This window comes from Curtobacterium luteum, from assembly GCF_014646995.1.
GTDB lineage: Bacteria > Actinomycetota > Actinomycetes > Actinomycetales > Microbacteriaceae > Curtobacterium > Curtobacterium luteum.
Map to the genome: position 1 here is coordinate 1 of NZ_BMOI01000008.1, position 21,976 is coordinate 21,976.

Sequence of the window (21,976 nt, forward strand, 5' to 3'; positions counted from 1 at the left end):
ACCAACCCCCGCACCGTGTGCGCAACCTCGCACCATGCGCACGCGCCGCCGAGCCACGCGCACGCGCGCCGCGGCCTACGGGTGCAGCAGCGCCGCGATCGCGACGAGCACCGGCACGGACCCGACGGTCGTGAGGAGCACGACGTCCCGCGCCACCGGCACGGCCGCCCCGTACCGCTGCGCGTAGTTGAACACGTTCTGCGCGGCCGGCAGCGCCCCGAGCGTCGTCAGCACGAACACGTCCTGGTCGCCGAGCCCGAACACCGACCGGGCGAGGACGAACGCCACCGTCGGCATCACCACGAGCTTGATCGCCGAGGCGACGAGGACGTCCGTCCGGATCGACGGGTCCCGCAGCGGCGTCGCACCGTGCAGGCTCATGCCGAAGGACAGCAGGATGACCGGCACCGCGGCAGCTCCCACGAGCGAGAACGGCTCGAGCACGGGAGCGGGCAGCTCGACGTGCAGCGCCGAGCACGCCAGGCCGACGAGCGACGCGATGATGATCGGGTTCCGGAACGGCCCGGCGATCCGACGCGCGAGGCTCCCCGCGCCCGCGGTGGCCGTGTCGAGGACGGTCAGGGCGATCGGTGCGAGCACGATGAGCTGGAGCAGGATCACCGGCACGACCGCGGTGGCCTGTCCGAGTACGTACACCGCCACGGGCAGGCCGATGTTGTTCGCGTTCACGTAGCTCGACGCCAGTGCGCCCACCGTGGTCGTCGCCACCGGACGGCGGAGCACCAGCCGGAAGACGAGCGCCGCCCCCAGCGCCACGACGAGCGCGCTGACGAGCGACACCCAGAGCATCGGGGACAGCAGCGCGGCGATGTCGGCCGTCGCGATCGTGTGGAACAGCAGGCACGGCATGAGCACGAAGAACGCCAGGCGCCCCATCACGAACTGCGCGTGCTGCCCGAGCAGCCCGGTGCGCCCGACGACGTACCCGGCGCCGATGATCGCGCCGATGATCGCGAACCCGGTCAACACGCCACCCATCCCGACCATCCTGGCACCCCGGCTTCATGTGACGTCGTTCAGCCCGGAAATGCGTCCGCGCCGGATACCGTTGCACGCACCATGACCTCGCAGACGCTCACCCGCTCGACCGACTCCAGCCAGCCCCTCGTGCCGCTCCTCGAGGAACGGTGGAGCCCGCGCTCCTACGACGAGACCGCCACGATCGACGACGCACCGTTCGATGCCCTGCTCGAGGCTGCTCGCTGGGCACCGTCCGCGATGAACCACCAGCCCCGCCGCTTCATCGCGGGACGCCGCGGCACCGAGACCTTCCGGAAGATCAACGAGAACCTCCTCGGCTTCAACGCCGCGTGGGCCTTCCGTGCGAGCGCCCTCGTGGTCGGGGTGCTCGAGACCGTGACCGAGGACGGCGACGAGCGTCCGTTCGCGCAGTACGACCTCGGCCAGTCCCTCGCGGCGCTGACGGTCCAGGCGCACGCCGAGGGACTGCACGTCCACCAGATGGCGGGCATCGACGCGGCCGGTCTCCGCGCGGCGTTCGACCTGCCGGAGCGCTTCCTCCCGTACACGGTGTCGGCGATCGGTACGGTGACCGACCCGTCGCAGCTCGACGACAAGGCTGCGGAGCGCGAGGTCGCCCCGCGCACGCGGCTGCCGCTCGACGAGGTCGTGCTCGTCAAGGAGTGAGCCCCGCGTCCACCGTGCGCGGCCGCACCCCGGGTCCAGGGGTGCGGCCGCGTGGCATGTACGGACACGGGTACACGGACATCACGGACGCCCGCGACCGGGTGCCGGCGTCGCACCGGCCCTGAGCCGACACCCGTCGCACCCGGCGTCTCGTCGGCGCGGCTCTGGCAGGATCGTGCACATGACCACGCCCCGCCTCGTCGCCTTCGACCTGGACGACACCCTCGCCCCGTCGAAGTCGCCGCTCGACCCCCGCATGCTCGAGACCTTCGCGTCCCTGCTCGAGGTCGTGCCGGTCGCCGTGATCTCCGGCGGCAACTTCCACCAGTTCGAGCAGCAGCTCGTGACCCCGCTCCGTGACCGCGAGGGCCTCACGCTCGACGACCTCCACCTCCTGCCGACCTGCGGGACGCGCTACTACCGGTGGCAGGACGACGACTGGGCGCTGCAGTACGCCGAGGACCTCACCGACGAGCAGAAGATCCGCGCCCTCGCCGCGATCGAGGAGCAGGCGAAGCAGGCGGGCTACTGGGAGGAGCGGACCTGGGGCGACATCCTCGAGGACCGCGGCTCGCAGATCACGTTCTCGGCGCTCGGCCAGGCCGCCCCGGTCGACGTCAAGAAGCAGTGGGACCCGACCGGCGAGAAGAAGGACCACCTCCGTCGTCTGGTCCAGGAGCAGCTCCCCGACCTCGAGGTCCGCTCCGGCGGCTCGACGAGCATCGACATCACCCGGAAGGGGATCGACAAGGCGTACGGCATGCGCCGGCTCGCCGAGATCACGGGCATCGCGCTCGACGACATGCTGTTCGTCGGCGACCGGCTCGACCCCGAGGGCAACGACTACCCGGTGAAGGCGCTCGGCGTCCCCTGCCACGCGGTCGAGGGTTGGGAGGACACCGACGCGTTCCTGACGGAGCTCGTCCCGACGCTGCGCTGACGCGCACCGAGACGGACGGGAGGCGCGGTGCCGGCTGGTGCCGCGCCTCCCGTCCGTCGTCGGGTCGCGCCCAGTACACGAGCCCGCGACTCGGCGTGAGGCCCGTCGTCAGGGGATGCTGCGGACCGCCTCGACGAAGGCGCGGATCTTCGCCTCGTCCTTCACCCCGCGCTCGGACTCGACGCCGCTCGACACGTCGACACCGTCCGGATCGAGCGCCCCGACCGCGGCGACCACGTTCGCGGGCGTGAGTCCGCCCGCGAGGATCCAGGCCTCGTCGACCCCGCCCGCGATCGTCGAGGGGTCCACCAGCCGACCGCTCCCCGGCACCGCGGCGTCGAGCAGCAGCAGGTCGTGGTCGTACGCGGCGCGCTGCTCGGGGGTCTCGCGGAGGTAGTCCTCGGCGCTGACGGCCCGGATGGTGAAGAACCCGGCGTCGCGCGCCCGGGCGAAGTCGGAGGCCGCTTCGCCGCCGTGGAGCTGCAGCGTGGTGAGTCCGACCGCGGAGGCGATGCCGACGATCTCGTCGATCTGCTGGTCACGGAAGACCCCGACGGCGTCGACGCCCTCGGGCACGCGCTCGACCAGCTCCTTGGCGAGGTCAGCCGTCACCGTGCGGGGGCTGCCCGCCGCGAAGACGAACCCGACCGCGTCGGCACCGGCGTCCACGGCGGCGTCCACCGTCTCGGGGGTGGAGAGGCCGCAGATCTTGATCCAGCGCTGATCGGTCATGCCGTCCATCCTGCCAGGGAGCACCGGCCCGTTCCGCCGGGTCGGTGCAGCACGGCGCGGGCGGCGGCCGTCGGTACGGCGCCGGTGGGGGCCGCCCCGATCAGTGCGACGCGCCGACCACGTACGACGCGGCGCACGCTGCGATGACGGCGACCGTCGTGCACGACGCGATGAGGACGTTCCGCCGACGCCAGCGCTTCGTCGCCGAGAACGTGCCTCGCTTGGCGTGCCGGTGCGCCGCGCGGTGCAGCTTGTGCGCGTGCTTGTGGCGCTCGCGGTCCGGGCCGAGCGGCAACGGGCCGGTGATCTGCGTCGAGCCGCCGCGCAGGGCGTTCGCCACGGCCACCGCGGTCGGGCGGCGGGCGGGATCGCGGTGGGTCATCCGCTCGAGCAGGTCCCGCCACTCCGACGCGACGCCGTCCGGGACCTCGGGGTCACGACGCAGTCGCGCGAGCGCCGCCTCGATGAGGGTGCCGGAGTACTCCTGCTTGCCGGTCAGCGCCTCGAGCAGGACGAGTCCGAGCGAGTAGACGTCGGTCGCGAAGCCGATCGGCTCGCCGGCGACCTGCTCGGGGCTGAGGTACGCCGCCGTACCGATGATCGTGCCGTCGTTGGTCAGTCGGGAGCCGTCGACGAAGTGCGCGACGCCGAAGTCGGTGAGCTTGACCGTGCGTGCGAAGCCGGACGAGCCCTCGTCGCTGATGAGGATGTTCGCCGGCTTGACGTCACGGTGGACGATGCCCCGGGAGTGCACGTACGCGAGCGCGTCGGCGAGCTGGGCGCCGAGGTCGGCCACCTCGTAGTTGTGCAGCGGCCCCTCGGCGAGTCGGCGCAACAGGGTCGTGTCGGCGATGAGCTCCATCACGATGAACCGGTGCGGGCCGTCCTCGAACTCGTGGGTCCCGGCGTCGTAGAGCGGGATGAGCCCGGGGTGCGAGAGCATGCTCAGCAGCCGGATCTCGCGCTCCTGCCGGACGCGGTCGGCGGTCGTCATGTTGTCGGGCGTCGCGAACAGCTTGACCGCCACGAGCCGGTACGTGTGCTCGTCCCGGGCCTCGTACACGGTGCCCATGCCGCCGGTGCCGATGAGCCGGACCAGCCGGTACCGTCCGGCGAGGACGGTCTCCGCCCGGGGGCTGTCCAGCAGGGTCATGTGCACGTCGTTCTGTCGGGAGCCGGGGACGCGGCAGTTGCCGACATCGTGACTCACCGAGTACGGTACGCGCCCGCGAGACGGACCGCGGCCCCGTTACGACATCGTGACACCCCGTACTTCCCTGTGATCACGCCGATGCGCCGGGTGTAGGCAGTGCTGCAACGGATGAGCGTTCACGCGCAAGGAGGACACGATGGCGCTGTCGAAGGGCGACGAGGTGCACTGGAACACCTCGCAGGGCAAGACGACCGGCAAGCTGGTCGAGAAGAAGACCAAGGACTTCACGTTCGACGGTCAGGACTTCAAGCCGGAGGACGACGACCCCTACTGGATCGTCGAGTCGGAGAAGTCGGGCAGCAAGGCCGCCCACAAGGAGTCGTCGCTCACCAAGGCGTGACGGCTCAGTCGCCGGCCGGGGTGGCGCGGCGGCGTCCACGCCCACCCTGCCCGGCGCCCTCGACCCGCCCGGCACGCTCGACCCGCCCGGCACGCTCGACCCGCCCGTCGCCGTCGGGCTGCGCCGCGCGACCGGCCCGCTCGGCCCGGACCCGTCGGACCCGTCGGACCACGAACGTCACGACGACGACGGCGATCGCGACGTAGAGCACGCGGTCGATCCACTCGGTGTACTGCTCGACCCGCTCGTACTGCGTCCCGAACGCGGCGCCGAGCAGCACCAGCGCGCCGTTCCAGATCCCGCTCGCGATGATCGTGAAGACCGAGAACGTGCCGAGGTGCATCCGGTCCGCTCCGGCGGGCAGTGAGATGAGGCTACGCACGATCGGCACGAACCGGCCGAAGAACACCGCACTCCTGCCGTGCCGGTGGAACCAGTCGGCCGCCTTCCGGAAGTCGTCCTCGTCGACCAGCGACAGCTTGCCGAGCAGGTGGACGGTCCGCTCGAACCCGATCACCGCGCCGAGCCAGTAGAGCACGAGCGCGCCGAGGTAGGAGCCCAACGTCGCGGCGACGAGCACGAGGACGAGGTTCATCTGCCCCGCGCCGGCGAGGAACCCGGCGAGCGGCAGGATCACCTCCGACGGGATCGGCGGGAACACCGTCTCGACGAAGAGCATCAGTGCGACGCCCCACTCCCCGAGCGCGTCGATGAGCTGCAGGACGAGCCCGGAGAGCCCGCCCATCTCGGGGTCGGCGGCCGCCACGGGGCGGGTCAGGGCAGTCGTCATGCCCTGATCATCCCTGAGCGCCCTGTCAGAGTCCGGCGCGCGACCTGGATGTCAACCGAGTCCCATGTGGGACGTCCGGACGTGCGTGAGCGACCGGGGCGAGGGCGCCGCGGGCGACGGCGTCACGGCCGACGGTGGACGGTGTCACCGCGACGGGGTGCCGAAGCCGGGGCGACACGAGGTCCTGGAGCGCCGCGGCGAAGACCTCGGCGGCGGGCAGGACCTCGCCACCGACGACGACGACCTCCGGGTCGAGCGTCGTCACGAGCTGCACGACCCCGGGCACCACGTCCTCCGCGAACGCGCGTACGACCGCGACCGCCTCGGCGTCCCCGCGCCCGGCCGCCGCGAAGACCGACTCGAGGTCCGTGTCGGCGGCGATCCGTGCCTCCAGTCGGGCCGGAGCGGTCGGCCACCCCGTCGATGCCAGGCCGCCCATCTCGCCCGCCGCACCGCGGGCACCCCGCGCGAGCGAGCCGTCGACGAGGTAGGACGCACCGATCTGCCGCCCCATCACGAGGTAGAGCGCGTCGTCGACGCCGCGGAAGCGACCCCACATGGCCTCGGCCGTCGCGGCGAGCTTGGCGTCGTTGTCGAAGAAGGTGGCGGCACCCGGGAAGAGGTCCTGGATGCGCCCGGGCACCCGCGACTCCACCCACTGCGGCACGGCGACGGTGTAGTCGATCGCCCCGGACCGGTCGACGACCGCGGGCACGCCGAACGTCGCCGCGAGGACCCGGTCGGGATCGACACCGTCGGTCAGTCGCTGCACGACGTCCTGCACGCTCGCCCACGCCTGGTCCGCGGAGGTGAGGTCCGCGTAGTGCTCCTCGACCCGAGCCGTCGTGGCACCGCGGAGGTCGGCCCGGAGCCCGACGATGCCGTGCAGCCCGAGGTCGACGCCGAGGACGGCACCGGCCGAGGCGTCCGCCGCGAACCGCTTGGCGCGCCGCCCGGCCTTGTTCGGGGTCGCGATGGCCTCGGCCTCGGCGACCCAGCCCTCGTCGACGAGGTCCGCGAGCGCCGCCTCCACCGTCGGACGTGACAACCCGACCGCACGGCTCAGCTCCGTCACGGTGCGGGAGGCGTCCTCGCGGAAGAGCTCGTCGAGGATGGCGCGCGAGTTGATGAGCCGGAGCACGCCGGGCGTCGTTCCCACCACGGTGCTCGGGAGCGTTGACACGGTCTCTTCCACGGCCATAGCCTCCATGTTACGAAAGACCGTTGAGGAATGGTGGACTCCGACATGCTCATCCCCCGACCGCGCCGTTCCGAAGCGGGACCCGGCGCCTTCGAGTTCACCCCGGCGACGCGCATCGCGGCCGACGCCGGGACGGAGTCGGTGCGACTGTACCTCCAGCAGACCCTCCGGGGCTCCACCGGTCTGCCGGTGCGCGACACCGAGCGTCACCCCGGGCCGGACGTCGTCTCTCTCCGCGTCGCCTCCCCGGCCGAGGTCGCGGGCCTGCCGACCGGCCCCGTGACCGCCCCGGACGACCGGAGCGAAGCCTTCCGCCTCACCGTGACACCCGACCGGGTCGAGGTGCTCGGCGGCTCGGCGGCGGGCGTGTTCTACGGCGTGCAGGCCCTGCTGCAGTCGCTGCCCGCCGACGTGTACCGACGCGGACGGGTCGGGACCGCACCCTGGACCGTCCCCGCCGTCGTGGTCGAGGACGCCCCGGCCTTCGCGTGGCGCGGCGTGATGCTCGACGTCTGCCGACACTTCCGCACGAAGCACGAGGTCATGCGCGTGGTCGACCAGCTCGCGGCGCACCGGATCAACCGGCTGCACTTCCACCTCACCGAGGACCAGGGGTGGCGCATCGAGATCCTGCGCTACCCGCGCCTGACCGAGGTCGGCTCGTGGCGCCGCGAGTCTCAGGTCGGTGCCCACGTGCCGGACGCCGACGGTGTGCTCCGCCCCGCGGAGTTCGACGGACGACCACACGGCGGCTACTACACGCAGGACGACATCCGCGAGATCGTCGCCTACGCGGCCGACCGGTTCGTCACGGTCGTCCCGGAGATCGAGACGCCCGGGCACGTCCGAGCTGCCCTCGCCGCGTACCCGGAGCTCGGCGTGCACCCCGACCGCCCCGTGGAGGTCTGGACGGAGTGGGGCATCGCGGACGACGTCCTCAACGCGGAGGAGTCCACCATCGCGTTCTTCCAGGACGTCCTCGACGAGGTCGTCGCGCTCTTCCCGAGCCCGTACATCGGCATCGGCGGCGACGAGTGCCCGAAGGTGCAGTGGGAGCAGGACCCCCGGACCCAGGAGCGCATCCGGGAGCTCGGCCTCGCGGACGAGGAACAGCTCCAGGCGTGGATCATCGGCCGGCTCGCGGCACACGTCGAGTCGCACGGTCGGCGGGCCTTCGGGTGGGACGAGATCCTCGAGGGCGGCACGCTCTCGCAGTCGGCGACGGTGCTGTCCTGGCGTGGCCTGACCGGAGCGCGGACGGCGGCCAAGCGCGGTCACGACGTCATCTCCTCCCCCGACGACCAGGCCTACCTCGACTACCGGCAGAGCGACCTGCCCACCGAGCCGATCCCGGTGTCGATCGTGCTGGGCGTCGACGACGTGTTCGCGTTCGACCCCGTGCCGTCGGGGCTGACCGACGCCGAGCGCGCGCACGTCATCGGCGGCCAGGGCAACATGTGGACCGAGCACGTCGACACCGCGCGGAAGCTCGACTACCAGCTCTTCCCCCGGGTCGCGGCGCTGGCCGAGGCACTCTGGTCAGCGGACACGACCGGGCCGCGCGACGTGGCAGAGTTCCGCGGACGCCTGGCCGAGCACACGGCGCGACTCGAGGCGATGGGGATCGAGTACCGGCACGAGGCGGGTCCGTTCCCGTGGGAGCAGCGGCCGGGCGTGCCGGGGCGGCCGCACTCGCGCGAAGAGCGCGCGGCCTACATCGACGCGGTGACTTCGAACATCGTGGAGTGAGCGCGGGCGGCCTGCCGCGCAGGGCCTCGCCGGTCGCACGACCCGCCGACCGGTTCACCGCCCGGGCGACACGTCCTGCGACCGACACGCTCGCGCGTCGCGCGCGCACCGCACCCGACGACGGACGGGAGGCACGGTGCCAGCCGGCACCGTGCCTCCCGTCCGTCAGGTGGGGACGCGACGCGGGGTCGTCACGTCCGGACGACTATGCCGCGACCGGCGCGCGCTGCCCGACCGTCTCGGCCGCGACCGTTGCCTCGCTGGCGGCCGCCGCCTCGTCCACGGGACGACGCCGCACCCACTTCTTCAGCCCGACGAGCACGAGCGCCGAGACGATCGTGCCGGCGAGCAGCGCGACGACGAACATCCCGATGTTCCCGATGGCGAAGAAGACGAAGATCCCACCGTGCGGGGCTCGCGAGGTCACACCGGCGGCCATCGAGATCGCACCCGTGACCGCGGCGCCGACCATCGACGCCGGGATGACCCGCAGCGGGTCAGCGGCGGCGAACGGGATCGCTCCCTCCGAGATGAACGACGCACCGAGGAGCCACGCGGCCTTGCCGTTCTCGCGCTCCGGCTTCGTGAAGCCCTTGCGGTAGAGCACGGTCGAGGCGAGCGCCAGGGCCAGCGGCGGGACCATGCCCGCGGCCATCACGGCGGCCATGATCTCGAACGGGACGACGTTGGTGGCCGAACCCGCACCGAGGCCTGCGACGGCGAACGCGTACGCCACCTTGTTCACCGGGCCACCGAGGTCGAACGCCATCATCAGGCCGAGGATGATGCCGAGGAGGATCGCCGAGGCACCGGACAGCGAGTTCAGCCACGCGGTGAGCTGCGTCATGACCCAGGCGATCGGACCACCGAGCACGAGGAGCATGAGGCCGGACGCGATGATCGACGCGAACAGCGGGATGATCACGACGGGCATGAGGCCGCGCAGCCAGCGCCAGGTCGGGATGCGCCCGATCCAGTAGGCCGCACCGCCGGCGATGAGGCCGCCGACGAGACCACCGAGGAAGCCGGCGTTCATGAAGACGGCGATCGACCCGGCGACGAAGCCCGGCGCGATGCCCGGACGGTCGGCGATGGCGTACGCGATGTACCCGGCGAGTGCTGCGACGAGGAAGCCGAGCGAGACGCCACCGATCTGGAACGCGGCCGCTCCGAGGTAGTACCCGAGGCCCTCCGGCGGGAGGTTGAGCAGCGTGTAGTTCGTGAGCGTGTAGACGGCGTTGTTCTGGCCCGAGTCGCCGTGCGGCAGCGCGATCGCGTAGCCCGACAGCAGGAACCCGAGCGCGATGAGGAGACCGCCGCCCGCGACGAACGGGATCATGTAGCTGACGCCGGTGAGGAGCCAGCGCTTGAGGGCCTGCCCGAAGTGCTCGTCCGACTTCGTGGACTCGGAGGTGGTCACGCCGCCCTGGACGCGTGCGGCGTTCGGGTCGTCCGCGGCGCGGAGTGCCTCGGCGATCATCTTGTCGGGCTCGTCGACGCCGCGCTTGACCGGTCCGGAGACGAGCGGCTTGCCCGCGAAGCGCCCGCGATCGCGGACGTCGACGTCCACCGCGAACACGACGGCGTCGGCCCGGGCGATGAGCGCCGGGTCGAGCGGTTCGACCTGCGAGGAGCCCTGGGTCTCGACGTGCATCTCGGCGCCGGCCCGCTGGGCCGCGGCGACGAGGGCGTCCGCGGCCATGTAGGTGTGCGCGATCCCGGTCGGGCAGGCGGTGACACCCACGATGACCTTGCGAGCACCCGCTGTGGCGGACTTCGTGGTCGCGTCACCGGACGCGGCCTGCGTCGACGGGGCTGCGGCCGGCCTGGAGGCATTGCTCGCGGAGCCGACGCCGGCTGCGGCGACCTCGCCGCCCACTTCGCGCTGCACGAGGTCGACGACGTCCTCGGGCGTTGCCGCGGCACGGAGCGCCGCGGTGAAGTCCTCGCGGATGAGCGCCCGGGCGAGCGTCGACAGCACCGTCAGGTGGTCCTTGTCGGCGCCCTCGGGCACGGCGATCATGAAGACGACGTCGGCGTCGCCGTCCGGGGCGCCGAACGGCACCTTCCGGGCGAGGCGGGAGAACGCGAGGGTCGGGCTCGACACCGAGGCCGACCGGGCGTGCGGGATCGCGATGCCGCCGGGGACGCCGGTGCCGACACTGGCCTCGCGCTTGATGGCGTCCTCGGCGAGGGCGGCTCCGTCGGCCGCGCGGCCGGTGGCGGCGACGCGGTCGGCGAGGACGCGGATGACGTCGCTCGACGTGGCGCCGAGGTCCTCGTCGAGGCCGACGAGCTCAGCGCTGATGAGGCGCTGCGTCGTGTCTGCGGACATGGGTTGCTCCTTTGCAGTGGCGCCGGGGGCGCGGGCCGTGCTGGTTCTCTGGTGAGTGGGGGTGGTGTTCGGGTCGGGGTTCGTGCGTGGGGGTCAGACCGGTTCCGGCGTCGGTTCCGGTGCCGTTCCCGGGGTCGCGGCGGACATCGTCGCGGGCCGGAGGATGCGGACCTCGACGGCCGAGGGGTCGGTGTGGTCGAGGGCGGGGACGTCACTGCCCGGGAGGGCTGCGGCTGCCGCTCCGGTCGCGACGGCCTGGGCGAGACGCTCCTCCGGGCGAGCTCCGGCAACCTCGGCGAGCAGGTAACCGGCGAGGGAGGAGTCTCCCGCGCCGACGGTCGAGCGGGCGACGATGCGCGGGGCTGCGGCCGCGAAGGACCCCTCCGGGCCGACGAGGACGGCGCCGGCGCTGCCGAGGGTGAGCAGGACCGAGTCCACACCCCGCGACCGGAGTCGATCGGCTGCCGCGGCGGCTGCATCGAGGTCGCGCTCGTACTCGTCGGGATCGCCGCCGACGACCTCGGCGAGTTCCTCGGCGTTCGGCTTCACGAGGTCGATCCGCTCGCCGGACTGCAGGAGCGCGGTGAACGGGACGCCCGACGAGTCGACCGCGATCCGGACGTCGTCGCCGTGTCGTGCGCGGACGGCCCGGACGAGCACGGCGAGGGCGTCGTCGGGCAGGCCGGGCGGCAACGAGCCGGCGAGGACGACCCAGCGGGCACCGGGTCCGGTCGGGGTCGGTCCGGCCGAGTCGGCCACGAGGGCGGCGAACTCGTCGAGCCGGCCGGCGAGCGAGGGGCCGGGCTCGTTGAGCTTCGTCGTGGTGCCGGTCGGTTCGGTGACCGTGACGTTGGAGCGCAGCGGCGCACCGATGGCCATGGCGGCGGTCGGGATGCCACGTGTGGCGAGGCCGAGCAGGACGGGGTCGAGCTCGTCCCCGGGCAGCACGGCGATCGTGTCACCACCGCTCGCGACGACGACGCGGGAGACGTTGACGCCCTTGCCGCCCGGCTCGGCGGTGCTCCGGGTCGCTCGCTGGACGGCGCCGCGCTGCAGCTCGCCCGCGAGCTCGATGGTGCGGTCCAGGCTCGGGTTCGGCGTGACCGTGACGATGCGCGTGCTCGGGCGCCCGCTGGTGCTGGTGTTCCGGTCGGTGCTCATGCGACGACCACCTCGACGTCGGCTTCGGCGAGCGCTCCGGCGAGGTCCGCCGGAGGCTCCTGGTCGGTGACGACGGTGTCCACCTCGTCGAGTCGGGCGAAGCGCATGAGCGCCTCGACCCCGTGCTTCGCGGCGTCCGCCAGCACGACGCTCCGCCGCGCTGCGAGGACGTACGCCGCCTTCACCGCGGCCTCGTACTCGTCCGGCGTGCTCAGGCCGAAGCCGGCGGACAGTCCGTTGGTCCCCACGAAGGCGATGTCGGGGCGGAGGGCACCGATCTGCTCGACCGTGGCCGTTCCGACCGCGGCACTCGTCACGCCGCGGACACGTCCACCGAGCAGGTGGAGCTCCACGTGCTCGCTGTGCTGCAGCGCGGACGCGATGGGCACGGAGTTCGTGATGACCGTCAGCGTGGTGCCGGCGGTCGCGGGCTCCCAGCGGGCGAGCTCGGCGGCGACGGCTGCGCAGGTGGTGCCGGCGTCGAGGGCGATCGAGCCGGTGAAGGTCGGCGGGACGAGGCGCATGGCCGCCCGGGCGATCGCGCTCTTGGCGGTCCCGTGCTGGCCCTCCCGCTCGGCGACGCTCAGCTCGACGACGCTCGACCGGCCGACGGGGACCGCTCCCCCGTGCACGCGGCGCAGGACGCCGGCGGACTCGAGGGCGTCCAGGTCACGTCGCACGGTCTCGGTGGTGACGTCGAAGTGCTCGGCCAGCTCGGCGACGGACACCCGGCCTGCCGACTGCAGCGAGGCGGCGATGGCGTCGTGCCGCTCGGTTGCGTACATGCCCGAACTCCTTCGTTCCCGTGGGTTTCGAGCACTGTACGCCGCAAAGCCACACGTTCGCAACCGTTTCGTGCCGAAACCAACACGGAAGCAGGAGCCGGACTCGCCGCTTCGGGTCACGACGCCCTGCTCAAGGGTGTCGAGCGGTCACGAGGTGTCGCTCGCGTGGACGCAGAGCGACGATTCGTGACCGGCCGGACGGCGGGTGCGGGGAGCCGCGACCACCGGCAGCAGCAGGCGCGGCGGTGCCGTCCCCGCGGCCGCGCCGGTCGCACGACGTGCCGTCCGACGATCGCGCTGGTCGCACGACATGCCGTCCCGCCATCGCGCTGGTCGCACGACGTGCCGTCCCGCCATCGCGTTGGTCGCACGACATGCCGTCCCGCGCGGCCCAGGCCGACACGTCCTGCGAACGACCAGGGTCGTCGCCGGTGGCCGCGCACGTCGCCCGAGGCCGGTCTCCGCCGAGCTCCGCACGTGCGAACGCCTCGCAGAGCTCCACACACGCGAACGCCCAGCCCTGCGACCAGCAGGACGGGGCGTTCGACCGCGCAGCCGCTACCCCTTCACGGCCCCCGCGGTCATCCCGCTGACGAGCCGCCGCTGCACGATGAGGAAGAACACGACGACCGGGATCGAGAACAGCACCGACGCAGCCATGAGCCCGCCGAAGTCCGTCCCCTTGTTCGTCGAGAACCCGGCGAGCCACACCGGCAGCGTGTACATCCCCTGGTCCTTGAGCATCACGTACGCGGTCAGGTAGTCGTTCCACGCCGCGATGAAGGCGAACACGCTCGTCGCGATGACCCCCGGCATCACGAGCGGGAACAGCACGCTCCACAGGATCCGGAGCGTCCCCGCTCCGTCGACCTTCGCCGCCTCCTCGATCTCGACCGGCACCGCGACGAAGAACCCGCGCATGACCCAGATCGAGAAGGGCAGGACGCTCGCCACGTACGCGAGGATCAGCCCGAGGTAGCTGTTCAGCAGCCCGAGCGACTGGAACGACAGGAAGAGCGGGATCAGCAGCGCACCCGAGGGGATCATCTGCACGAACAGGATCGCGACGAGGATCGCCCGACGCCCGCGGAAGCGGAACCGCGACAGGGCAGCCGACGCGAGGAACCCGACGACGATCGACAGCAGCACCGCGGCCACGACGACGATCGCCGAGTTCCGCAGGTACACCAGGAACCCGTCCTGCGTCAGCGCCCGCGTGAAGTTCTCGAGCGTCGGGCGCAGCGGCAGCCAGATCGGCGTCAGTGTGGTCACCTCGTCCGCGGGCTTGAACGCGGTGTTCACCATCCAGTAGATCGGGAACACCCACACCAGGCAGAACACCACGGCGATGGTGTTCGCCACCACGCGCGGCTTGCGGCGGCGCGGACGGCCGGCAGTGGTCGGACCGGTGGACCGAGGCGCACCGGGTAGCCCTGCCACGTCGGGATGTGCGGCGGGGCTGGTCGCACCGGTCGCCGCGGTCGGCGCGCCCGTCCCGGGGGTCGATGTCGTCGTCACAGGTCGTCCTCCCCACTGCGGACGAGCCGCCGGATGTAGTAGCTCGTGAGCACACCGAGGATCAGCGTCGAGATGACGGCGATCGCGGCGCCCTGCCCGTACGCGTTCGACACGAAGGACTTCACGAAGGTCCAGATGCCGAGCGTGAGGGTCGTGTCCTCCGGTCCACCCTTCGTGAGGAGCCAGATCTGGTTGAAGACGTTGAAGTCCCAGATCACCGAGAGGATTGTCACGAGCAGCAGCGTCGGCACGAGGGCCGGCAGCGTGATCGCCCGGTACATCGCCCACGCCGATGCCCCGTCGAGCGCGCCGGCCTCGTAGTACTCCGGCGCGATCTGCGACTGCGCGGCGTAGAGCGTCAGGGCGACGAACGGCACCGCCTGCCAGATCACGAGCGAGAGCACGATGGCGAGCGACTGCCCTGGTGTCGAGGCCCAGTTGTCCTGCGTGTGGTCCCCGAACACCCCCAACTGCGTGATCATCCAGTTGAGCACGCCGTAGAACGGCTGGAAGAGCCACTGCCACACCAGGCTCGACGCCACGTTCGGCATCGCCCAGGCCAGCACGAGCACGACGCTGACGACGGTCCGCATGACGACACCGAGCCGCGTGAGCAGCTGCGACACCGCCATGCCGATGCCGATGGTGCCGACGACCATCGCCCCGGTGACGAGCACGGTCCGGAGGATGACCGGCCAGAAGCTCGCGTCGGTGAGGACGTTCGTGTAGTTCGCGAGCCCTGCGAAGCCCGCCTGTCCCGTGAAGATCGCACGGAGCCCGTAGTCCTGGAAGGAGATCACGAGCAGCCGCACGAGCGGGTACACGACCAGGGCGAGCAGCAGGATCGCCGCCGGCGCCAGCAGGAAGAGTGGCGCTCGCGACGCCGTCAGCGATCGCCGACCGCCACCGGTGCCACCCGCCGAACCGGCACCCGACGGGCCGGCCCCGACCGGACGGCCACGATCCCGGTCCCGACCCCGTCCCCGACCCCGACCCCGACCGTCACGCCGGGTGTCCGGCCCGGCCGCAGCCGGACCGGACACCCGCTCTGCAGTGGACGTCATCGACTACTGCTGCGCGTTCAGCGCCGACGTGAGGTGCTCAGAGAAGCCCTCGGCGGCGTCCTGTGGGGACTTCCGGCCGGTCGCGACGTCCGCGAACATCGTCTGGAAGCTCGAGTCGCCCTCGATCGTCGCCCATCCCGGGGTCGCCGGGGTCGGGCGGCTCGTCGAGGCCGCCTCGAAGTACGGCTTGTGGAGCTCGTCCACGTCGCCGGCCACCGCGTCGAGCAGCTGCGTCGAGTTGGGCTCCCACCCGTCGACGCCGAACACCTGGTCCTGCTGGAACTCCTTCGAGGTGAGGATCTTCGTGTAGTACAGCGCGAGTTCCTGGTTCTGCGACTTCGACGGGATGCCGAGGTCCGAGCCGCCGAGGAACACCGGTTGGGTCTTCCCCTCCGTCGCCGACGGCATGGGGAACGTGCCGATCTGGTCCTTCAGCTCGGGCTTGGCCGTGGTGATCGACCCGATCTCCCACGCCGACCCGAGGATCGCCGACGCGTTGCCCTGCGCGAAGACGTCGGACTCGGCGGGCTTGTCGGTGTTGATGTCCTGCGTCGACTTCGCCGAGTACGAGTTCTGGAAGTCCTTCCACGCGGTGAGGCCCTTGACGGCGTCGGCGGAGTCGATCGCTCCGGTCCACTTGCCGCCCTTCTCGGTGGCGATCTGCCCACCGGCGTCCCACACCCACTGCAGGCCGCCGTACCAGTACTGCCCGGGCATGTAGAAGGCCGAGAAGTCGGCCTGCGGGTTCTTCGCCTTCACCTTGTCCAGGTCGGCGGTGAGCTGGTCGTACGACGTCGGCACGTCGGTGACGCCGGCGTCCGCCCAGGTCTTCTTGTTGTAGATGACCGCGCGGTTGCCGGCGAAGAGCGGAGCGCCGTAGAGCTTGCCGTCGACCGTCGCCGGGCCCTCGAGCCCGGACAGCCAGGTCTGCCCGCCCTGCAGCTCCTTCTTGTACGGCGACAGGTCCATGAGGCCGCCGGTCGCCGCGTACACGGGGACCTGCGTGTTGCCGAGGTCGACGACGTCCGGCGCGTCCTGCTGCGCGAGCGCGGTCGTGAGCTTCGTCGTGATGCCGTCCCACTGCTGCAGCTGGAGCTTCACCTTGGCCCCGATGGCCTTCGTGAACTGCTGCGCAGCGACGTCGAGGATCTTCGGGCTGAGGTCGCCGTTCATGATCCAGACGGTGATGGTCTTGCCCTTGCCGTCGGGTGTGCCGATGGACTTCGTGCCTCCGTCGGAAGCGGCGTTGCTCCCGGCGGAGCACCCGGTGAGGGCGAGCGCGCCTGCGAGGGCGAGCGCACCGAGTGCGGCGAAACGCGTGCGTGTCACGTTGACTCCCTTGGTCCGACCTTTATGAAAGGACGTTGCGTAATGGCTAGTGAAGACCCATCACGCGGGGATGTCAACCACGAATCGCGACCCTGTGGACAGCCGCGATCCGCATGTTTCCGGGGGATCACGGATGTCGAACAGATGCGGCCGCGTCCTTGACGAACTGGTCATGACCAGGCATCATCCGCATCCGCACGGCGAGACGGACGGGAGGCCCGTGGCGGAGTCGCCACGGGCCTCCCGTCCGTCTCGGACGACGCGGGTCGACGGCTTCGTCACCGGACGAGCACGCCCGTCGACCAGGCTCAGTCGTCGAAGGGGACGTGCTCGCTCGTGCCCACGCCGGCCCGCTGCCGGTACGCCAGGTGCCCACCGAGGTAGCCGCCGACCCCGACGACCGTCAGCCCGGCGAACCCGAGCAGCTTCCCCGCGCCGTGGTTCCCGTGCTTCCGCTGCACCCACGACAGCCCGTACAGCGTGATCCCGACCCAGTTCACCGCCTGGTGGACCCACCCCGTCCGGAGCTGCTCGCGATCGAGCTCGGCCCAGTCGACGTACCCGGCCGTCGTCGCCCCGCCCGCGGACACCAGGCCGACACCCACGAGGGTCTTCGCGGCTTTCGCGTTCCCCCTCCCACCGATCAGGTCGAGGACGGCCGCGGAGATCCACGCGCCGAGCGGCACCTGCACCATCAGGGGGTGCAGCGGGTGTCCGAACGGCACGCCGTGCAGGAGCTGGCGGACCGCCTTCGGCCGCGCGAGCGCGCGGACGACGGAACGGTCGATGTCGACGGCCTTGTCGAGCACGTCGGCGTGCTCGACGGCGTCGGTGAGGCGACGGATGGCGCGGATCTCAGGCATGCCCCGGAATCTAGGCCTGGCGAGACCGGGACGTTCACAGCGCGCCAGCGCTGTCCCGGTCTCGCCGAGCGGGCCTGGAGGCGCGGTGCCGGCCCCACGGACCGGCACCGCGCCTCCAGGCGGTCACCCCGCGCGCCTGCGCCCGGACGCCCCCTCGCGCGTCGAGCTACTCCTCGACGATCTCGGCGTCGTCGATGATCTCCGCGAGCTCGAACGGCTCGACCGTCAGCTCGTCACCCGACTCCGCGACGTCCACGCGGACGGTGTCGCCGTCACGGACGTCGCCCGCGAGGATCGCGCGCGCCAGCCGGTCGTCGATCTGCCGCTGCATGAGCCGCCGCAGCGGTCGCGCACCGTACACCGGGTCGTACCCACGCTCGGCGAGCCAGGTCCGCGCGGAGGGCGTCACGGCCAGCTCGAGTCGGCGGTCCGACAGTCGCCGGGCCAGCCGGTCGACGTACAGCGACACGATCTGGCCGAGGTCCTCCGAGGTCAGCGCCTGGAACACCACGATGTCGTCGAGTCGGTTCACGAACTCGGGCAGGAACGCCTGCGTCACCATCTCGCGGACGCCCTCCTCGCGCTGTTCGGCGGTGAGGGAGGTGTCGGTGAGGAACTGCGACCCGAGGTTCGAGGTGAGGATCAGGATCGTGTTCCGGAAGTCCACGGTCCGACCCTGGCCGTCCGTCAGTCGCCCGTCGTCGAGCACCTGGAGCAGCACGTCGAACACCTCCGGGTGCGCCTTCTCGACCTCGTCGAGCAGCACGACCGAGTAGGGCCGCCGTCGCACCGCCTCGGTGAGCTGCCCACCGGCCTCGTACCCGACGTACCCGGGCGGGGCACCGATCAGGCGCGCGACCGTGTGCTTCTCGCCGTACTCGCTCATGTCGATGCGGACGAGGGCCTTCTCGTCGTCGAACAGGAACTCCGCGAGCGCCTTGGCGAGCTCGGTCTTGCCGACGCCGGTGGGGCCGAGGAACAGGAACGACCCCGTCGGGCGGTCCGGGTCGGAGATGCCCGCGCGGGTGCGACGGACGGCTTCGGACACGGTCTTCACGGCGGAACGCTGCCCGATGATCCGACGGCCGAGTTCGCTCTCGAGGTGCAGGAGCTTCTCGGTCTCGCCCTGCAGCAGCCGTCCCACCGGGATGCCCGTCCACTGCGCGATCACGGCGGCGATGTCCTCGTCGGTGACGCTGTCGTTCACCATCCGCTCGGCGCTCTCGGTCTGCTCGGCTGCGGCCAGCTCAGCCTCGATGCGGGGCTTCTCGCCGTACTCGAGGCGGCTCACGGTCTCGTAGTCGGCCTCCCGCTGCGCACGCTGGGACCGCATGTTGAGGTCGTCGAGCTGCTGCTTGAGCTCGCCGATCCGGTTGAGCGAGGCGCGCTCAGCCTGCCACCACTGCTCGAGTTCGGCGAGCAGGGTCTCCCGGCTCGCGAGCTCTGCGCGCAGGGTCTCGAGCCGCGCCTTCGAGGCGTCGTCCTTCTCCTGCTTGAGCGCGAACTCCTCGACGCGCAGCCGGTCGACGGTGCGCTTCAGCTCGTCGATCTCGACCGGGGAGGAATCGATCTCCATGCGGAGTCGCGACGCCGCTTCGTCGATGAGGTCGATCGCCTTGTCGGGCAGCTGGCGCCCGGAGATGTACCGGTTCGACAGGCTCGCCGCGGCGACGAGCGCGGAGTCGTTGATGGTCACCTTGTGGTGCGCCTCGTACCGCTCCTTGAGGCCGCGGAGGATCGCCACCGCGTCCTCGACGCTCGGCTCCCCCACGTAGACCTGCTGGAAGCGCCGTTCGAGAGCCGCATCCTTCTCGATGTACTCGCGGTACTCGTCGAGCGTGGTCGCCCCGATCAGCCGGAGCTCGCCGCGGGCCAGCATCGGCTTGAGCATGTTCGACGCCGCGACCGACCCCTCGCCGCCGCCGGCGCCCATGAGCGTGTGCAGCTCGTCGATGAAGGTGATGACCTGCCCGTCGGAGTCGTTGATCTCCTTGAGCACGGCCTTGAGCCGCTCCTCGAACTCGCCGCGGTACTTCGCGCCGGCGATGAGGGCGGAGATGTCGAGCGACACGAGTCGCTTGTCCTTGAGCGAGTCGGCGACGTCACCGGCGACGATGCGCTGTGCGAGCCCCTCGACCACGGCGGTCTTGCCGACGCCGGGCTCGCCGATGAGCACGGGGTTGTTCTTGGTCCGGCGCGTCAGCACCTGGGACACGCGCCGGATCTCGGCGTCCCGCCCGATCACCGGGTCGAGCTTGCCGCTCCGGGCGATCGCAGTGAGGTCGACGCCGTACTGCTCGAGGGCGGTCTTCTGTCGCTCTTGCGAGTCAGGAGCGCCCTGGAGGTTCGCCATGCGTTCCGTCCTTTCGTTGCGGTGGTCGTGTACTTGAGTCTACTGCACTCAACTTCTGTCCGGTCGGGATTCTTCCCGGTCCGGGTTCCTGATGCCGACCGCGCTCACCACGGACCCGGCGAGCAGCAGGAGCCCCATGACCACGACCGCGCGGTGGAACCCGACCGTACTCATCGCGCCCCCGAGCACGACACCAGCAAGCGCCACCACCACGAGGCTCGCGATCCTCGCGACCGCGTTGTTGACGGCGGAACCGATGCCCGCCTCGCGCTCCGGCACCGATCCCAGTACCGCGCTCGTCAGCGGCGTCACCATGAGCGAGATCCCCAGGCCGATGAGCACCAGGCCGGGCAGCACGGTCCACCAGTACGCCGCCGGGTCGTCCCCGACGAACAGCATGAGGAACGACCCGCCGGCCGCGACCGCGGGCCCCGCAGCCATGAACCACCGCGGCCCGTACCGCCCGGCGAAGGAACCGACCGTCGTCGAGAGCAGGAGGAGCAGGACCGTCGGCGGGAGGGTCGCGACCCCGGCGACCCATGCCGGGAAGGCCCAGACCTCCTGCAGGAACAGCGTGACGACGAAGCCGACCATCCCGATCGCCCCGTAGATCGAGAGCGTGGCGAGGTTTCCGACGGCGAAGTTCCGCGCTCGGAACAGCCGCAGGTCCACGAGCGGCTGTTCGACCCGGCGCTCCCACGGCACGAACGCCGCGAGCGCCAGCCCTCCCACCACGAGCGCTGCGACCACGACCGGCGACGACCAGCCGAGCCGCTCCTGCTCGATCAGCCCGAGGACGACCCCACCGATGCCGACGACCGCGAGCACGGCTCCGACGACGTCGACCCGCGGCCTCCCGAGAGGCCGGAGGTCCCCGGAGATCCGCGCGACGAGCGGGATCGTGACGGCGATCGGCACCGCGGTGAGGACGAAGATCCACCGCCAGCCGATCCCGTCGACGATCAGCCCACCGATCACCGGCCCGACGATCACGGCCGCGCTCGACCACGCCGTCCACGAACCGATCGCCCTGCCCTGCGCGGCACCGCGGAACGCCGCGATGATGAGCGCGAGGGCGCTCGGCGTGACCAGCGCACCGCCGACGCCCTGGAGCGCTCGGGACACGATGAGGACCTCGCCCGTGGGTGCCGCAGCGCAGACGATCGAGGCGACACCGAACACGATCAGCCCGAGCGTGATGATCCGCACCCGGCCGAACAGGTCGGACAGCGAACCGGCGACGAGGATGAGCGAGCCGAGCGTCACCAAGTACGCGTCGACGACCCACTGCTGCACGACGAGCCCGCCGCCGAGTTCGTGCCGGATCGCCGGGAGCGCCACGTTCACGACGCTGGCGTCCAGCCCGACGACGAACGAGGCCAGGATCGCCACGACGAGGACGAGTCGGCGATCGTCGCGGAGCGGGGCCTCGGGCGTCGGCATGCGTTCATCCTCCCCGTTCCCCGCTCGGTGCGCGCACGACGAGGCCCCCGCGACCGATGTGGTCGCGGGGGCTGCCGACAGGACGGGGCTGGGTGTCCTAGCGGTTGGAGTCGGTGTTCGGCTGGACCGACGGACCCGGGTTGAGGACCGGACCGGCGGGCTGCGCGGCGGTGTTCTGCGCAGTGGTGTTCGGCACGGTGGCGTCGGTCGCGGCCGTGTTCTGCACGCCCTGATCGCCGGACTTCTTGTCGCCTTCGCCCATCTCCTTCTTGAAGATGTTGATCGACTGCCCGAGGCCCTTCGCCAGCGCCGGGAGCTTGGTCGCCCCGAACAGCAGGATGACGATCCCGAGGATGATCAGCAGATGGATGCCGGTGAGGCCTGCGAACATCATGACTCCTTCGATGGTGAACTGGTCGCCGTGCTCGGGTCTTCTTCGACACACGCGGCGGAAGCTCGTGGTGCAGACATCGTAACTCGGTCGGTCGGGTA

General features: G+C 71.4%; 19 protein-coding genes. 4 read left to right on the forward strand and 15 right to left on the reverse strand.

What is annotated here, in order from left to right; all coding sequences use genetic code 11:
* Positions 1-75: 75 nt before the first annotated feature.
* Complete coding sequence (locus tag IEY20_RS10050; RefSeq protein ID WP_188889110.1) at positions 76-999, reverse strand: AEC family transporter; 924 nt, start codon at positions 997-999, stop codon at positions 76-78.
* An 81-nt stretch (positions 1,000-1,080) separates the two neighbouring features.
* On the opposite strand from IEY20_RS10050, the gene IEY20_RS10055 reads away from it, so the two are divergent.
* Together IEY20_RS10055 and IEY20_RS10060 are read left to right on the forward strand one after the other, a co-directional pair.
* Positions 1,081-1,668, forward strand: coding sequence for a nitroreductase family protein (locus IEY20_RS10055; RefSeq protein WP_175328789.1), 588 nt, complete (start codon positions 1,081-1,083; stop codon positions 1,666-1,668).
* Between the two features lie 181 nt (positions 1,669-1,849).
* Positions 1,850-2,608, forward strand: coding sequence for an HAD-IIB family hydrolase (locus tag IEY20_RS10060; protein WP_175328790.1), 759 nt, complete (start codon positions 1,850-1,852; stop codon positions 2,606-2,608).
* A gap of 108 nt (positions 2,609-2,716) precedes the next feature.
* On the opposite strand, the gene IEY20_RS10065 is transcribed toward IEY20_RS10060, so the two are convergent.
* Together IEY20_RS10065 and IEY20_RS10070 are read right to left on the reverse strand one after the other, a co-directional pair.
* Positions 2,717-3,340, reverse strand: a complete 624-nt coding sequence (locus IEY20_RS10065; protein WP_175328791.1) for a phosphoribosylanthranilate isomerase — start codon at positions 3,338-3,340, stop codon at positions 2,717-2,719.
* A 100-nt stretch (positions 3,341-3,440) separates the two neighbouring features.
* Entirely contained in the window at positions 3,441-4,550 is a 1,110-nt protein-coding gene (locus IEY20_RS10070) for a serine/threonine-protein kinase (RefSeq protein WP_188889111.1), read from the reverse strand.
* Between the two features lie 139 nt (positions 4,551-4,689).
* Between IEY20_RS10070 and IEY20_RS10075 the strand changes: the two genes are divergently transcribed.
* Positions 4,690-4,893, forward strand: coding sequence for a hypervirulence associated TUDOR domain-containing protein (locus tag IEY20_RS10075; protein WP_175328793.1), 204 nt, complete (start codon positions 4,690-4,692; stop codon positions 4,891-4,893).
* A gap of 4 nt (positions 4,894-4,897) precedes the next feature.
* Here IEY20_RS10075 and IEY20_RS10080 read toward each other — a convergent pair whose 3' ends face one another.
* Together IEY20_RS10080 and IEY20_RS10085 are read right to left on the reverse strand one after the other, a co-directional pair.
* Entirely contained in the window at positions 4,898-5,683 is a 786-nt protein-coding gene (locus IEY20_RS10080) for a DedA family protein (RefSeq protein WP_175328794.1), read from the reverse strand.
* A gap of 25 nt (positions 5,684-5,708) precedes the next feature.
* On the reverse strand, positions 5,709-6,884 hold the full coding sequence (locus IEY20_RS10085; RefSeq protein WP_175328795.1) for an ROK family transcriptional regulator: 1,176 nt from the start codon (positions 6,882-6,884) through the stop codon (positions 5,709-5,711).
* 30 nt (positions 6,885-6,914) lie between these two features.
* Between IEY20_RS10085 and IEY20_RS10090 the strand changes: the two genes are divergently transcribed.
* Complete coding sequence (locus IEY20_RS10090; protein ID WP_175328796.1) at positions 6,915-8,633, forward strand: beta-N-acetylhexosaminidase; 1,719 nt, start codon at positions 6,915-6,917, stop codon at positions 8,631-8,633.
* A 205-nt stretch (positions 8,634-8,838) separates the two neighbouring features.
* On the opposite strand, the gene IEY20_RS10095 is transcribed toward IEY20_RS10090, so the two are convergent.
* The 10 genes from IEY20_RS10095 to tatA form a co-directional block, all read right to left on the reverse strand.
* Complete coding sequence (locus tag IEY20_RS10095) at positions 8,839-10,968, reverse strand: PTS fructose transporter subunit IIABC (protein ID WP_175328797.1); 2,130 nt, start codon at positions 10,966-10,968, stop codon at positions 8,839-8,841.
* Between the two features lie 93 nt (positions 10,969-11,061).
* A complete protein-coding gene (locus IEY20_RS10100; protein WP_175328798.1) occupies positions 11,062-12,129 on the reverse strand; it encodes a 1-phosphofructokinase family hexose kinase in 1,068 nt (355 codons plus the stop codon).
* Positions 12,126-12,914: a DeoR/GlpR family DNA-binding transcription regulator gene (locus tag IEY20_RS10105; RefSeq protein WP_175328799.1), complete on the reverse strand. Its 789-nt coding sequence runs from the start codon at positions 12,912-12,914 to the stop codon at positions 12,126-12,128. Before IEY20_RS10105 ends, IEY20_RS10100 begins: the two co-directional genes overlap by 4 nt.
* A 558-nt stretch (positions 12,915-13,472) precedes the next feature.
* Positions 13,473-14,276 carry a carbohydrate ABC transporter permease gene (locus tag IEY20_RS10110; protein WP_229727986.1) on the reverse strand — a complete coding sequence of 268 codons (804 nt, stop codon included), beginning with the start codon at positions 14,274-14,276 and terminating at the stop codon, positions 13,473-13,475.
* Between the two features lie 152 nt (positions 14,277-14,428).
* Positions 14,429-15,496 (reverse strand): carbohydrate ABC transporter permease, encoded by a 1,068-nt coding sequence (locus tag IEY20_RS10115; protein ID WP_204620629.1) that lies wholly within the window; start codon positions 15,494-15,496, stop codon positions 14,429-14,431.
* Between the two features lie 3 nt (positions 15,497-15,499).
* Complete coding sequence (locus IEY20_RS10120; protein WP_175328800.1) at positions 15,500-16,825, reverse strand: sugar ABC transporter substrate-binding protein; 1,326 nt, start codon at positions 16,823-16,825, stop codon at positions 15,500-15,502.
* A gap of 308 nt (positions 16,826-17,133) precedes the next feature.
* Positions 17,134-17,688, reverse strand: a complete 555-nt coding sequence (locus IEY20_RS10125; RefSeq protein ID WP_175328801.1) for a DUF2231 domain-containing protein — start codon at positions 17,686-17,688, stop codon at positions 17,134-17,136.
* 166 nt (positions 17,689-17,854) lie between these two features.
* Entirely contained in the window at positions 17,855-20,041 is a 2,187-nt protein-coding gene (locus tag IEY20_RS10130) for an ATP-dependent Clp protease ATP-binding subunit (protein WP_188889113.1), read from the reverse strand.
* Between the two features lie 48 nt (positions 20,042-20,089).
* Complete coding sequence (locus tag IEY20_RS10135) at positions 20,090-21,484, reverse strand: MFS transporter (RefSeq protein WP_175328803.1); 1,395 nt, start codon at positions 21,482-21,484, stop codon at positions 20,090-20,092.
* Between the two features lie 97 nt (positions 21,485-21,581).
* A complete protein-coding gene (gene tatA / locus IEY20_RS10140) occupies positions 21,582-21,878 on the reverse strand; it encodes a twin-arginine translocase TatA/TatE family subunit (RefSeq protein ID WP_372379263.1) in 297 nt (98 codons plus the stop codon).
* Positions 21,879-21,976 lie beyond the last annotated feature (98 nt).